This window comes from Streptomyces sp. MZ04 (genome assembly GCF_004684775.1).
In the GTDB taxonomy this organism is placed as follows: domain Bacteria; phylum Actinomycetota; class Actinomycetes; order Streptomycetales; family Streptomycetaceae; genus Streptomyces.
The window spans coordinates 1-13,055 of record NZ_SRIC01000242.1 but is presented as its reverse complement, the minus strand read 5'-3'; the positions used below and the strand labels follow the sequence as shown (position 1 = coordinate 13,055).

The window sequence follows — 13,055 nt, the reverse complement described above, 5'->3', positions numbered from 1 at the left end:
GGGCGGGGGAGGACGAGGCTGTTCGCCAGGCGGCGGGCGAGGGCTTTGTCAGGGGGACGGGCGCGGCCCGCTCCGTGTTGGAGGGCGCGGAGGTCGCTTCCCCCGCGCGCACGGGCGCCGAATCCTCTGTCGGCACCGGCGCCACAAAAGCCGGCAGCAGTCCGATCAGCACCGCCGCCGCCGGCCACAGCGGCAGTGTCGGTGCGGTCAGGGGGACGACTCCGGGGTGCAGGGCGGCCATGTCGTACGCCGATGCCCAGATCATCAGGCCCGCCACCGCGATCCCCGACCCGGCGACGAGCCAGGCGCGTACGCCCCAGGGGTCGGGACGGTAGCGGGTGCGCACCGAGCGGCGGCCGCCGATGCGGAGTCCGGCCAGGGCGGCGAGCAGGCCCACGGCGAGGACGGGCAGGCCGTAGCCCGCGCCTTCCGATGAGAGCAGGCCGTACGTCCCCGCGCAGACGCCCATCAGGCCACCCAGCGTCAGGGCGGCCGTCGTCCTGCGTACCCGGGCCGGGACGTCGGCGGTGCGCCCGAAGCCGCGCGCGTCCATCGCGGCGGCCAGCGCCACCGAGCGTTCCAGCGCGCCCTCCAGGACCGGAAGCCCGACCTGGAGCAGTCCCCGTACGCCGTTGTCGGGCCGCCCGCGCAGACGCCGCGCGGCCCGCAGCCGCTGTACGTCGGTGATCAGGTTCGGCGCGAACGTCATCGCCACGACGACGGCCACCCCCACCTCGTACAGCGCGCCCGGCAGCGACTTGAGCAGCCGGGACGGGCTGGCGAGCGCGTTGGCCGCGCCCACACAGATCAGGAGTCCGGCGAGGCGGATCCCGTCGTAGAGGGCGAAGAGCAGACCCTCTGCCGTCACCCGGCCGCCGATCCGCACCCCCTTCGCCCAGTCGGGCAGCGGGACTTCGGGGAGCGTCACCAGGACGTGCGTACCGGGGATCGGTGAGCCGAGGATGATGGCGAAGAGCAGGCGGATCGCGATCACGACGAGCCCGAGCTTCACGAACGCGCCGTACGACCGCGCCCACGGGGCGGACGTCCGGCGGGCGGCGACGACATAGCCCGCGACGCCGATGAGCATCCCGAGCAGCAGGGGGTTGGTGGTGCGGGACGCGGCCGTGCCGAGGCCAAGCGCCCACACCCACCAGGCGCCCGGGTGCAGGGCGTTGCTCCGGTGTGCGGTGGGGGCGAGGTACTGAGTCCGCGGGTCGGATGTGGCTGGGCGCGGCCACGCGGCGGAGCCGCTCATGTCACAGCCCCGCGCCCCTTTCGGGGCGGCGCGGAACCGATGGGCAGGACCGTTCATCGCGCGGATCAGCCGCGGCGGCGGCGGGCCTGCCAGACGGCTGACGCGCCGAGTACGGCGATGGCCGCCACGCCCGCGATCAGGCCGACGGAGGGGCCGCCGTCGGATGCGTCCTTCTTCCCCTGAGCCGACTCGCCCGTGGTCGGCTTCTTCTCCGACTGTCCGTTGCCCGAGACCTGCTCGCCGCAGCCCGACTTGGGGTAGTCCGCGATGGCGCAAAGCAGCGCGTTGCTGTCGTAGCGCAGCGGCTTGGCCACGGCGGCCAGGGCGTCCGCGCTCGTCGCGTCGTCGGCGACCCGCGCGCACGCGGTACGCGGCTTCGGCGGGGTCTCCCCGTCGGGGGCGTCCTGCGCCGTGCCGAAGTCGATGACGAGGGCGACGCGCTTCTTGCCGTCCTCGGCAGGGGTCTTGGCGCAGATCGTGCCGAAGTCCGCGGGGCCGCGCGGCTTCGCGGAGTCCTGCGAGTCCTCGGACACGGAGAACCGGAAGCCCTGGACGGCCCCGTCGTCGGGGCGTGCGGTGCTCGGGCCCTGGGTCGCGTAGGCCCACTTGGCGCCGTCCCGGTCCCAGAAGGACCAGTAGCGGTAGCCGGCGGCCTGGGCGGGAGCGGCGGCCAGGACCGCGAACAGCGAGGCGAAGAGCGCGGCGAGGACCGCCCCGGCCACGAACCGTGCGGGGCGGCCGGAGCGGACCCGGGTCACAGCTGCGACTTCTTGTTGCGGCTGCTCAGGAGGAAGCCGATGCCCGCGCCGAAGACCAGGCCGACGCCGATGATCCACCACACGCTGACGCCGCCGTCGCCGTCCTTCTTCTCGTCGGCGGCCTGCTCGGTGGCCTGCGGTGCGGGGCCCTGGGCGTTGAGCTGCTTGACCAGGTCGGCGCCGCCGAAGTCGCGCGGGTCGAGGCCCGTGGCGTGGGCGGCGAAGATCAGCTGGGCGTAGGCGGCGGGCCCGGACGTCTTCGCCCAGGCCGCGGAGTTCTTCGCCAGCCACTGGGCCGACTTCTTCGCCTGCTCCGGCTGTCCTGCCGCGGCGAGGGCGACCACGGAGTCCGCGGTGTTGCCCGGGTCGGGCATGTTCTTGGCGCCGGGCAGCGACGACATCAGGTGGTCGTCGCCCTCGGCGAGGGTCTTCAGGAGGTAGCCCGTGCCGTTCGCCCCGGCCTGCTCGGCGCTGTCCGCCTTCGCGCACTTCGGGGCGGCCTCCTTCTCGGCCGGGTGCACGACCAGGCCCGCCCCCTGGGCGCCGAGGACACCGGCCGCCGTCGCGTCCGCGTTCGGCGAGAGCTTGCCGGTCTTCATGTCGGCGAGGCCGAAGGCGCCGCCGTCCTTGCCGCAGTCCATCGCGAGCTTGGGCAGCGCGTCGAACGCGGACTTGCCGTCCTGCGACTTCACCGACCGCGGGTTCTCGTCGGCCGCGGCGAGCGCGCCGATCACGATGCCGGTCGAGTTGGCGTCGGAGTCCATGCCGGGGCTGTAGCTCCAGCCGCCGTCCGTGTTCTGCACCGACTTCAGCCAGTCGACGCTCTTCTTGACCGTCTTGTCCTGCCCGCCGAGCGCGGCGAGCGCCTGCACGGCGGCCGCGGTGGCGTTGCTGTCGACCATCGTCTTGGAGTCGCAGGGCTCGCCCGCGTCGGCGCGGTACGCGGCGAAACCGCCGCTCGCGCACTGCTGTCCGGTGAGCCAGTCGACGGACTTCGCGGCGGGCTTCACACCGGCGGAGTCCTGGGCGAGCAGGGCGTACGACTGCCGGAAGACCCCGTCGAACTTGGGGTCCTTGTCGCCGTACAGACCGGAGGGGAGCTTGGCGGAGGGCGACGGCTTCGCGGTGTCCGCGAAGGCGGCCGGGGCGGCGGCCGAACCGAACACGGCGACGGCGGCCAGGACCGCTGCGCTGCGGCGAACGTTCATGATGCGGCGGGTGCCTCTCCCTGCGGGGAGCGGGGCAGCACGGGCACGCGACGGGCACGGCACCGGGCGGCTCCGGCTCCGTATACCTCGACGGTGCCGTTCATCGGAGGTTCCGATGAGGCGAGCCGGTCACGCTCCGGGCGGGGCAATCCGGCTTACCGCGAGCGTTGGCTGCGGATACGGCTGCGGGTCAGCGCCGGATTCGCACCGGCTTTCCCCCGTACGGGCATGATGACGACGGGGGTCACTCTACCGGCCCGTAGCAGGGGAGCCCGGGGCGCCCGCCCCGCCGCGCTCAGACCGCGACGTACCGCACCGGATCGCTCCCCGCCGCCTCCGCGCGCCCCAGTTTCACCAGGCGCCGCACATGCGCCTCGGCCTCCGACACGGCGATGCTCCGTGAGCCGTAGCGGATCTCGGCCCAGGGGCGGTTCCACTCCATGCGCTCGGCGAGCTGCCAGGGGGTGAGGGGTGCGGCGAGCAGGGCCAGGAGGTCGTTCAGGCGCTCCTCGTGGTGGGCGAGGATCTCCCGCACGCGGGCCGGTGCGTCGGTGAACGCGTGCTGGTGGGCGGGCAGCACCTCGGCGGGACCCAGGCGGCCGACGCGCTCGAGGGAGTCGAGGTAGTCGCCGAGGGGATCGGTCACCGTCTCGTCGTCGGGGTCCTCGTACAGGCCGATGTGCGGGGTGATCCCGGGGAGCAGATGGTCGCCGGAGAACAGGCGGCCGTGGCCCGGCAGCCGTGCCGGGTGCTCCTCCTCCAGGTGCAGGCACACGTGGCCGGGGGTGTGACCCGGCGTCCAGATCGCGCGCAGCCTGCGCCCCGCAAGGTCGAGCAGCTCGCCCGGCGTGATGTCCCGGTCGGGCAGCGCGGGGGCCAGGCCCGGCAGCTTCGGCGTGCGGCCCGCGTCGCGGGCGGCGATCAGCGGTGCGACATGCTCGGCGGGGGCGCCGGCGGCCGTCAGCTTCTGGACCATGTAGTCGAACCAGCGCCCCGGCGGGTTGGAGCGGGTGCGCCGCACCACCGACGCGTCCGCCTCGTGCATCGCGATCCAGGCCCCCGACGCCTCGCGGACCTTGGCGGACAGGCCGTGGTGGTCGGGGTGGTGGTGGGTGATGACGACACCGTGCACCGCGTCGACGGACGTGCCGCAGGCGCCGAGCCCCGCCGCCAGGGTGTCCCAGGACGTGGGGTCGTCCCAGCCCGTGTCGATCAGGACGGGACCGCTGTCGGTGTCCAGGAGATGGACGAGGGTGAAGCCGAGGGGGTTGTCGGGGATGGGGACCTTGATGCTCCATACGCCCCCGCCGTGCTCGGTCACCTGCGGATCGGCCACCTGCGTCATCGGGCGCCCTCGTCTCTCGTCGGCTGCACGGCCATGACCTCAGCCCTCACGCGACCTCAGCCCTCACGACCATAACTAGAACTAGTTCCAATGATCGCCCAAGTCGACTGTTTCGTCAGGAGACTTGGAAGTGAGGCGCCGGTCACACTCGCCGGACGGTGAGCGGGTGCGCGGCGTCTACAACGTCATGAACCCCGACAAGCTCGCCCACCTCGCCTGAAGTGCCCGCCATTGGAACGGAGTTCACCATGTTCGTCGCCTACGTCACCCTCACCCTCCTGGCGGTCGCCGCCAACGTCTGCATCGCTGCCGTCGACTACACCCGATCTCCCGCGGTGCTTGCGAACATGGACGGGGCGGGAGTGCCGCGGTCGTGGCTGTACCCGCTCGCCCATCTCAAACTGGCGGGTGCGCTGGGCCTGTTGGCCGGTTTCGCCGTGCCGCTCATCGGTGTGGCGGCGGCGGTCGGACTCGTCCTCTTCTTCAGCGGCGCCGTCTTCTTTCATCTGCGCGCACGGGAGTACAGGCTCCAGTATCCGCTCACTTACTGGGTGTTGGCCGCCGGGGCCCTGGTCACCGGGCTCGCCCACCGGGGGATCTGACGCCGGGGCGGCATCCCCGTGGACTCCTGGAACTAGAACTGGTATCAGTTCTGCCAAAGCGTTCTGAGGCAGTGTCAGAAAGTGTCGGAAAGCGTGCCGCGCAGGGCGGAATCCCGCAGGAGGCAGTCAGCCATGACCGAGCTCGTGGAACACGGACAGCTGTTCATCGGCGGGGAGCTGGTGGACCCCCTCGGCAAGGACGTCATCGAGGTGGTCTCGCCGCACACGGGCCGGGTCTTCGCCCGCGTCCCGCACGCCGCGCCCGCCGATGTCGACCGGGCCGTCGCCACCGCGCGCAAGGCGTTCGACGAGGGCCCCTGGCCCCGGATGACCCTCGACGAGCGGATCGAGGTGATCACGAAGATCAAGGACGCGATCGCCGTACGGCACGAGGAGATCGCCCGCGTCATCAGCTCCGAGAACGGCACCCCGTACACCTCCAGCGTGATGGTGCAGGCCCTCGCCGCGATGATGGTGTGGGACGCGGCGCTCACGGTCGCGCGGGACTTCACGTACGAGGAAGCACGCGACGGAGCCCTCGGCAAGATCCTCGTCCGGCGCGAGCCGGTCGGCGTCGTGGCGGCCGTGGTCCCTTGGAACGTCCCGCAGTTCACCGCCGCCGCCAAGCTCGCGCCCGCGCTGCTCGCCGGGTGCCCGGTCATCCTCAAGACCTCGCCGGAAGCGCCGCTCGACGCGTACATACTCGCCGAGATCGCCACCGAGGCCGGGCTGCCCAAGGGCGTGCTCTCCATCATCTCGGCGGACCGCGAGGTCAGCGAGTACCTCGTCGGGCATCCCGGCGTCGACAAGGTGTCCTTCACCGGTTCCGTCGGCGCGGGCAAGCGCGTCATGGAGGTCGCCGCCCGCAATCTCACCCGCGTGACCCTGGAGTTGGGCGGAAAATCGGCCGCGGTGATCCTGCCGGATGCCGACGCGGCGAGCGCCGTCGCGGGCATCGTGCCCTTCGCCTGGATGATCAACGGCCAGGCGTGCGTGGCCCAGACCCGCATCCTGGTGCCGCACTCCCGCTACGACGAGTTCGCCGAGGCCTTCGCCGCCGCGGCCGGCGCGCTCAAGGTCGGCGACCCGCTCGACCCGGCCACCGAACTCGGCCCGCTGGTCGCCAAGCGCCAGCAGCAGCGCTCCCTCGACTACATCCGCATCGGCCAGGAGGAAGGCGCCAAGATCCTCACGGGCGGCGGCCGTCCGGCGGGACTCGACGAGGGCTGGTACGTCGAGCCGACGCTCTTCGGCGGCGTCGACAACTCCATGCGCATCGCCCGCGAGGAGATCTTCGGTCCGGTCATCTGCCTTCTTCCGTACGGCGACGAGAGCGAGGCCGTGAAGATCGCCAACGACTCGGACTACGGACTCAGCGGCAGCGTCTGGACGGCGGACGTGGAGCGCGGCATCGACATCGCGCGCCGGGTGCGGACCGGGACGTACTCCGTGAACACCTTCAGCCTCGACATGCTCGGACCGTTCGGCGGCTACAAGAACTCCGGTGTGGGGCGGGAGTTCGGGCCCGAGGGGTACGGCGAGTACTTCGAGCACAAGATGATCCATCTGCCGTCCGGCCATGAAGGGACCGGTGCCTGATGGGGGACCGCTGGCACGTCGAGGTGGACCGGTCGGTCTGCATCGGCTCGGGGATGTGTGTGCTGACCGCGCCGGGTGGCTTCGAACTCGACTCCGCCCGGCAGTCGCACCCCGTCGCCGCGGACACCGACGCCAACGAGAAGGTCCTCGAGGCGGCGGAGGGCTGCCCGGTCGAGGCGATCACGATCACTCTGACGGGGAATGGGGAGGTCGTGTTTCCGCCAGAGGACTGAGGGATTTCGTTTCTGTAGAGATCTTCACTTCCGTGATGCGCGCGTCCAGTCCGCTCCGTGCGCCGCGCGCATCGCGTGCTCTCGAACAGGTGCGAACGCTACTTAACGTATGCGTTCCGCATGCCCAGCCGATGACATCTGTGACTGTCCGCCCCCTTTGCGGTCTGCAACTCTCCTTGCGACGCCGCATGGGGAGGGGAAACCGTGGACAAGCGGTACGAGGTCTACTGTCTGGCCGACAAGGTCTTCTACGAGACTCCGGACCGCTTGTCCGTGGGCGGCAGCGCCCCCGAGTTCGCGACGGCGGGGCGTCCGGTCCCGCGGGGATGGCGGTCGGCGCGCGAGGGCGACTGGCTGACATTCGCCCCCGTCGGCGAAGACGGGCACGCGCGGCCCGCTCCCCAGCAGGGCTGGAAGATCCATGTGTCCGCCACGCTGGAGAACGCCGACCGGATCGCCGCGGCGGTCCGGGACCACTGTGTGCCGCGCGCCGTCCCCTTCAAGTTCATCGCGGGACGGCACCTGCTCCACCTGCGCAACAGCAAGTACGCGGGCCGCGACGGCAGCGGCAAGTTCGTGACGATCTATCCGGCCGACGAGCATCAACTGCACGCGATTCTCACCGAGTTGGGCCAGATACTCGAAGGGTGCGAGGGCCCCTACATCCTCACCGACCTGCGCTGGCGGGAAGGACCGCTGTACGTCAGGTACGGCGCCTTCACCCGCCGCATGTGCGTCGACGAGCGCGGCGGTCTCGTGCTCGCCGTCGAGGACGGCCAGGGCCGTCTCGTCCCCGACTCGCGCGACCCGGCCTTCCGGGTCCCCGAGTGGGTGACGCTGCCGCCGTTCCTCGAATCCCAGCTGGCGGCGCGCAACGGCACGACCGTCACCGACCTGCCGTACCGCATGGAGAAGGCGCTGCACTTCTCCAACGGCGGCGGGGTGTACGTGGGCACCGATACCCGGGACGGCGGCAAGGTCGTCCTGAAGGAGGGCCGGCCGCACGCCGGCCTGGCGTCGGACGGGGCCGACGCCGTGGCCCGCCTGGAGCGTGAGCGGGACGCGCTCGAGAAGCTGGCGGGCCTCGGCGTCGCGCCCGAGGTGCGCGACTGGTTCGAACTCGGCGGCCACCGCTTCCTCGTCATGGACTTCCTCGAGGGCCGCACCCTCAACTCCTTCTTCGCGGAACGGCATCCGCTGCTGGTCAGCGAGCCGGACGCCGACGTGGTCACCGCGTACACCGCGTGGGCGCTGCGGATCCACCGTGCCGTCGAGGAGGCCGTCGCGGCCGTGCACGAGCGGGGCGTCGTCTTCAACGACCTCCACATGTTCAACATCATGGTCGCGCCCGACGAACAGTCCGTCTCCCTCCTCGACTTCGAGGCGGCGACGCGGGTCGGCGACGACGGCAGGCAGGTCGTGGCCCACCCCGGATTCATCGCACCGGCGGACCGCAAGGGCGTGGACGTCGACCGCTACGCCCTCGCCTGTCTGCGGCTCGCCCTCTTCCTGCCGATCACGACGCTGCTCGCGGTCGACCGGGGAAAGGCCGCGCATCTGGCCAAGGTGATCGCGGCCGAATTCCCTGATGTGCCGGGGGAGTTCCTTGCGGAAGCGGTGGCGGAGATCGAGCGGGGCGGGGACGCTGCCAGGCCGACCGCGCGGGGGGCCGGACCGCTCGGCGACGTCGCCGACGTCGCCGACTGGCCGTACAGCCGGGACTCCATGATCAAGGCCATCCTCGCCTCGGCCACCCCGGAGCGCGACGACCGGCTCTTCCCGGGCGACATCGCGCAGTTCGGCGACGGCGGCGGTCTTGGCCTCGCGCACGGCGCGGCCGGAGTGCTGCTCGCCCTGGCCGAGAGCGGCGGCGAACGCTACGAGGAGGGCGAGCGCTGGCTCCTGAAGCACACGGAGCCCGCCCCGCCCGGCACACCGCTGGGACTCGACGACGGCCTCGCGGGCATCGCGCACGTACTCGAGCGCCTCGGCCACCGCACCCGCGCCCTTGACCTGATGGAGCTCGTCCTCCAGGAGAACTGGCAGCGGCTCCCCTCCGATCTGCACGGCGGCCTTGCCGGGCTTGGCCTGGCCCTCGACGCCCTGGCGGAGAGCACCGGCGAGGAGGGGCTGGCCCAACACGCCCTACTCGCTGCGGAGTTGATCGGTGAACGGCTGACTGCTGCTGAGAGCTCGCCCAAGGTGCGGCCACGGGCCGGTCTGCTGCACGGTGCCACGGGCCCCGCACTCCTCTTTCTGCGGCTCTACGAGAGGAACGGCGACCCCGCGCTCCTCGACCTGGCGGCGCGGGCCCTGCGGGCGGACCTCGAGCGGTGCGTGGCGCGGCCGGACGGCGGCCTCGGGGTGGACGAGGGCTGGCGCACCATGCCGTACCTCGGCGACGGCAGCGTCGGCATCGGGATGGTCATCGACGACTACCTCGCGCACCGGGACGACGCCGGGTTCGAGGCGGCACGGCCGGGCATCCTGGCCACCGCGCGCTCACGCTTCTGCGTGCAACCGGGCCTGTTCCAGGGGCGTGCCGGACTGCTCCTTCACCTCAACCGCAGCACCGCGCCCGGCATCACCCCCGAGGACGTCGCCGCGCAGATCCAGGGACTCGGCTGGTTCGCCATGCCGTACGCGGGCCAACTCGCCTTCCCCGGAAACCAGATGCTGCGTCTCTCGATGGACCTGCACACCGGAACGGCGGGCTGTCTCCTCGCCCTCGCCGCCGCCCTGGGGGACGGCGGCGCCCACGTCCCCTTCCTGCCGCCGCCGAGGCGGCCCCAGAGCCGGTCCCGCCATGCCGCGGGGTCGTGACACCACCCATTCCAAGTGAGAGGGAAGATCATGGCGCTTCTCGACCTGCAGAGCATGGAGTCCGACGAGATGACCGGTGGCGGTGGCGGCGGTGGCGGCAGCCAGGTGAGCCTGCTTCTGTGCTGGAGTGCCGCGAGCGTGCTGCTCTGTCTGTGATGCGGCCCCGTGCCTGACCGGCACGGTTGACGACGGCCCGGGCGGGCCTCACTCCAGAGGCCCGCCCGGATCCGTCGATGCGGGGTGCCTCCCGGCACGGGGGGCTTCTGGCGTGGGAGGCGCCACGGGCGTGCTGCTACTGGCGTCCCCTGGCAGTTGCCCCGTCACCGCCGCCCCAGCATGGCGGATCCGCCACGGACACGAGGACTGCGAGGACCCGGACCGCATGGCGATCACCACCACCCGTCCTCATCAACCCGACTACGACACGGGCCTGTTGAAGGCCGCGACCCGTTACAGCGCCGCCCGCTGCACGGCTCTCGCGCTGTGCAGTGTCGCGGGCGCGGGTGCGAGTCTCTTTCTGCCGTTCGCGATCGGGCGTGCCCTGGACGGCGTCCTCGTGGGGTACGCGGCCGGTCATGTCGGGGCCGATGCCACCCGCTGGATCCTCGTCTGCGCGACGCTCATCGGCGTGAGCGCGCTCCTCGACGCCTGTGACGGCGTCCTCACCGGAACCACCAACGCCCGCACCACGGCCTGGCTGCGCGGGCGCGTCGGGCGCCATGTGCTGGCCGTCGGGCCACGCGCCACCGCGCGTTTCGCACCCGGCGACCTGGTGGCCCGCCTCATCGACAACGCGGCACACGCGGGCGTCGCGCCCGCCACGCTCGCCGCGCTGCTCGCCGCCCTGGTCGCGCCCGTCGGCGCGGTGGTGGCCCTTGCCCTGATCGACGGTCGGCTCGCCGTGGTGTTCGTCGTCGGGGCGCCCGTCCTCGTCCTGCTCCTGCGGGCGTTCGTGCGGGTTTCCTCCGACTGCGTGGCGCGCTATCAGCGGGTCCAGGGGGACATCGCGGGGCGCCTCGGCGAGGCGATCGGCGGGGCCCGGACCATCGCGGCCGCGCGCACCGAGGAGAAGGAGGCGGGGCGCGTTCTCGGGGCGCTGCCCGAACTCTCCCGCCAGGGGCACCGGATGTGGCGGGTCCAGGGGCGTTCCCAGGCGCAGGCCGTCGCGGTCGCGCCTCTCCTGCAGATCGCGGTTGTCGCGGTCGCGGGGCATCTGGTCGTCCAACATCGCATCAGTGTTGGTGAGTTGCTTGCCGCATCGCGGTACGCGGTGCTCGCCACCGGGATCGGGATGCTCGTCGGGCAGTTGGGGGCACTCGTACGGGCGAGGGCCGCGGCGCGGCGGCTGGGGGAAGTGCTCGAGGAGCCCACGACCCCTTACGGGGATGCCGAACTCCCCCCGGGGGGCGGGCTGCTGGAGGTGCGCGGGGTCACGATGGTCCGTGGCGGGCGTACCGTGCTCGACGGCGTCGATCTGACGGTTCCCGCCGGCGGCACGCTCGCCGTGGTGGGCCGCTCCGGTGCCGGCAAGTCGCTGCTGGCCTCGCTGGCCGGCAGGCTTGCCGACCCCGACGCAGGCGACGTACGGCTCGACGGCGTCCCCCTGCGTTCGCTCAGCCGCGAGGAGCTGCGGAGCGAGATCGGCTACGCCTTCGAGCGGCCCGCGCTGCTCGGCGCGACGCTGGAGGACACGATCGGCTTCGGCGCCCCGCGGCCGGCCCCGCCCCGCATCCGCGAGGCGGCCCGCGCCGCCCACGCCGACCCCTTCATCACCCGCCTCCCCGACGGCTACGCGACGCCTTGCGCGCAGGCGCCCCTCTCTGGTGGCGAGGCCCAACGCCTCGGCCTGGCAAGGGCGTTCGCGCGCGGCGGCCGGCTGCTCATCCTGGACGACGCGATGTCGAGCCTGGACACCGTGACGGAACATCACATAGCCGAGGCCCTGCTCGACCGCGCCCCGCACCGCAGCCGCCTGATCATCGCCCACCGCGCCACGACGGCGGCCCGCGCGGACGCGGTGGCCTGGCTGCACGACGGCCGGATCCGGGCGGTCGGTACCCACGCGGAACTGTGGAAACGGCCCGAGTACCGGGAGGTGTTCGGCGCGTGAGGCGCGTGAGGCGCGCGAGGCATGTGAAGTCGTCGTCCTCGGCGGCCCCGCAAGGCCCCTACCGCCGAGGCGTCCGCTTCCTGTGGCGCAGGTGGACGGTGATGCTGCGGCTCGCCCTGTGGTCCGTACTGGAGACCGGGCAGACCTTCCTCACCGGGTACGCCCTCGCGCGCGCCCTGGACGACGGGTTTCTCGCGGGGGACGAGACGGTCGGCCTCGGGTGGCTCGGTGCGGCGGCGCTGGGTATCGTGGCCGCCGCGTACGGGACGGGGCGGGTGTACCGCGCGGTCGCCGACCTGGTGGAGCCGCTGCGGGACACCCTGGTGCGGCAGGTCGTCGCCCGTGGGCTGCGGGAAGCGGACGGTGCAGCCGTGTCCCGGCTCACCCAGCAGGTGGAGATCGCCAGGGACACGTTCGCGGGCCTGGTCCTGGTCTCCCGCTCCTTCGCCTTCACGGCGGCCGGCGCGCTGATCGGCCTGTTCTCGCTGGCCCCGCTCCTCCTCCTGGTGGTCGCGCCGCCGCTGCTCGCCGGTGTCGCCCTGTTCGCGGCGAGCCTGCGTCCGCTGGCCCGGCGCCAGGAGGCGTTCCTCGTCGCGGACGAGGGCATCGCGGCCCAACTGGGCGCGGTCGCGCCGGGGTTGCGGGACGTGGTGGCGGCGGGCGCGGAACGGGACGTGGCCGAGGACCTGGACCGGGGCGTCGCCACGGAGTACGCGGCGGCCCGCGCCCTCGCCCGCTGGGGCGTCCTGCGCACGGCGGCCCTCGCGACCGGCGGCCAGCTCCCGCTCGTCCTGCTCCTCGTCACGGCCCCCTGGCTACTGAACCGCGGAGTGACACCGGGCGCCCTGGTGGGAGCCATCGCCTACGTCACCCAGGCCCTGCTCCCGGCCCTGCACAACTTGATCCACGGCCTGGGCACGAGCGGCTCCCGCCTGGCAATCGTCCTCCGGCGCCTGACATGGACCCCGGAGCCGGAGCCACCCACCGATGAGGCGCCCGCCCCCGGTGAGGCGCCCGTCTCGGAGGCGGCGCCACCCGCCGACGAGGCACCCGCGCCCGGTGAGGCACCCGCCCCGGATGCTGTCGCTTATACACATCTCCGAGCCCACGAGACGCTCA

10 protein-coding genes, 1 pseudogene and 1 riboswitch are annotated in these 13,055 nt (G+C 72.5%); of the genes and pseudogenes, 7 read left to right on the top strand and 4 right to left on the bottom strand.

What is annotated here, in order from left to right; all coding sequences use genetic code 11:
• The 4 genes from E2651_RS33560 to E2651_RS33545 form a co-directional block, all read right to left on the bottom strand.
• Positions 1-1,258 (bottom strand): energy-coupling factor transporter transmembrane component T (locus E2651_RS33560; RefSeq protein WP_135335027.1); only part of this gene is annotated, 1,258 nt, incomplete at its 3' end.
• A 65-nt stretch (positions 1,259-1,323) separates the two neighbouring features.
• Entirely contained in the window at positions 1,324-1,944 is a 621-nt protein-coding gene (locus tag E2651_RS33555; protein WP_245239388.1) for an SCO2322 family protein, read from the bottom strand.
• Between the two features lie 68 nt (positions 1,945-2,012).
• Positions 2,013-3,224, bottom strand: coding sequence for a prenyltransferase/squalene oxidase repeat-containing protein (locus E2651_RS33550; RefSeq protein ID WP_135335026.1), 1,212 nt, complete (start codon positions 3,222-3,224; stop codon positions 2,013-2,015).
• 121 nt (positions 3,225-3,345) lie between these two features.
• Positions 3,346-3,482, bottom strand: a riboswitch (cobalamin riboswitch).
• A gap of 37 nt (positions 3,483-3,519) precedes the next feature.
• The gene (locus tag E2651_RS33545) at positions 3,520-4,569 is read right to left on the bottom strand and encodes an MBL fold metallo-hydrolase (RefSeq protein ID WP_135335025.1); all 1,050 of its coding nucleotides are present in this window, start codon (positions 4,567-4,569) and stop codon (positions 3,520-3,522) included.
• Between the two features lie 221 nt (positions 4,570-4,790).
• Here E2651_RS33545 and E2651_RS33540 point away from each other — a divergent pair, with 221 nt between their 5' ends.
• The 7 genes and pseudogenes from E2651_RS33540 to E2651_RS33510 form a co-directional block, all read left to right on the top strand.
• Positions 4,791-5,171, top strand: a complete 381-nt coding sequence (locus E2651_RS33540; protein WP_245239387.1) for a DoxX family protein — start codon at positions 4,791-4,793, stop codon at positions 5,169-5,171.
• 132 nt (positions 5,172-5,303) lie between these two features.
• On the top strand, positions 5,304-6,770 hold the full coding sequence (locus E2651_RS33535; protein ID WP_135335024.1) for an aldehyde dehydrogenase: 1,467 nt from the start codon (positions 5,304-5,306) through the stop codon (positions 6,768-6,770).
• Complete coding sequence (locus E2651_RS33530) at positions 6,770-7,003, top strand: ferredoxin (protein WP_135335023.1); 234 nt, start codon at positions 6,770-6,772, stop codon at positions 7,001-7,003. Before E2651_RS33535 ends, E2651_RS33530 begins: the two co-directional genes overlap by 1 nt.
• 204 nt (positions 7,004-7,207) lie before the next feature.
• Positions 7,208-9,826: a class III lanthionine synthetase LanKC gene (gene lanKC, locus E2651_RS33525; RefSeq protein WP_135335022.1), complete on the top strand. Its 2,619-nt coding sequence runs from the start codon at positions 7,208-7,210 to the stop codon at positions 9,824-9,826.
• 30 nt (positions 9,827-9,856) lie between these two features.
• Complete coding sequence (locus E2651_RS33520) at positions 9,857-9,982, top strand: SapB/AmfS family lanthipeptide (protein ID WP_135335021.1); 126 nt, start codon at positions 9,857-9,859, stop codon at positions 9,980-9,982.
• Positions 9,983-10,208: 226 nt separating this feature from the next.
• Positions 10,209-11,936, top strand: a complete 1,728-nt coding sequence (locus tag E2651_RS33515) for an ABC transporter ATP-binding protein (protein ID WP_135335020.1) — start codon at positions 10,209-10,211, stop codon at positions 11,934-11,936.
• Positions 11,937-12,037: 101 nt separating this feature from the next.
• Positions 12,038-13,055: pseudogene (locus E2651_RS33510) on the top strand (ABC transporter ATP-binding protein); the annotation flags it as partial.

Bases quoted from the DNA above. Each gene is read 5' to 3' on its own strand.
- E2651_RS33550 (WP_135335026.1), bottom strand. From the start codon at position 3,224: ATGAACGTTCGCCGCAGCGCAGCGGTCCTGGCCGCCGTCGCCGTGTTC.
- E2651_RS33545 (WP_135335025.1), bottom strand. From the start codon at position 4,569: ATGACGCAGGTGGCCGATCCGCAGGTGACCGAGCACGGCGGGGGCGTA.
- E2651_RS33535 (WP_135335024.1), top strand. From the start codon at position 5,304: ATGACCGAGCTCGTGGAACACGGACAGCTGTTCATCGGCGGGGAGCTG.
- E2651_RS33530 (WP_135335023.1), top strand. From the start codon at position 6,770: ATGGGGGACCGCTGGCACGTCGAGGTGGACCGGTCGGTCTGCATCGGC.
- E2651_RS33520 (WP_135335021.1), top strand. From the start codon at position 9,857: ATGGCGCTTCTCGACCTGCAGAGCATGGAGTCCGACGAGATGACCGGT.
- E2651_RS33515 (WP_135335020.1), top strand. From the start codon at position 10,209: ATGGCGATCACCACCACCCGTCCTCATCAACCCGACTACGACACGGGC.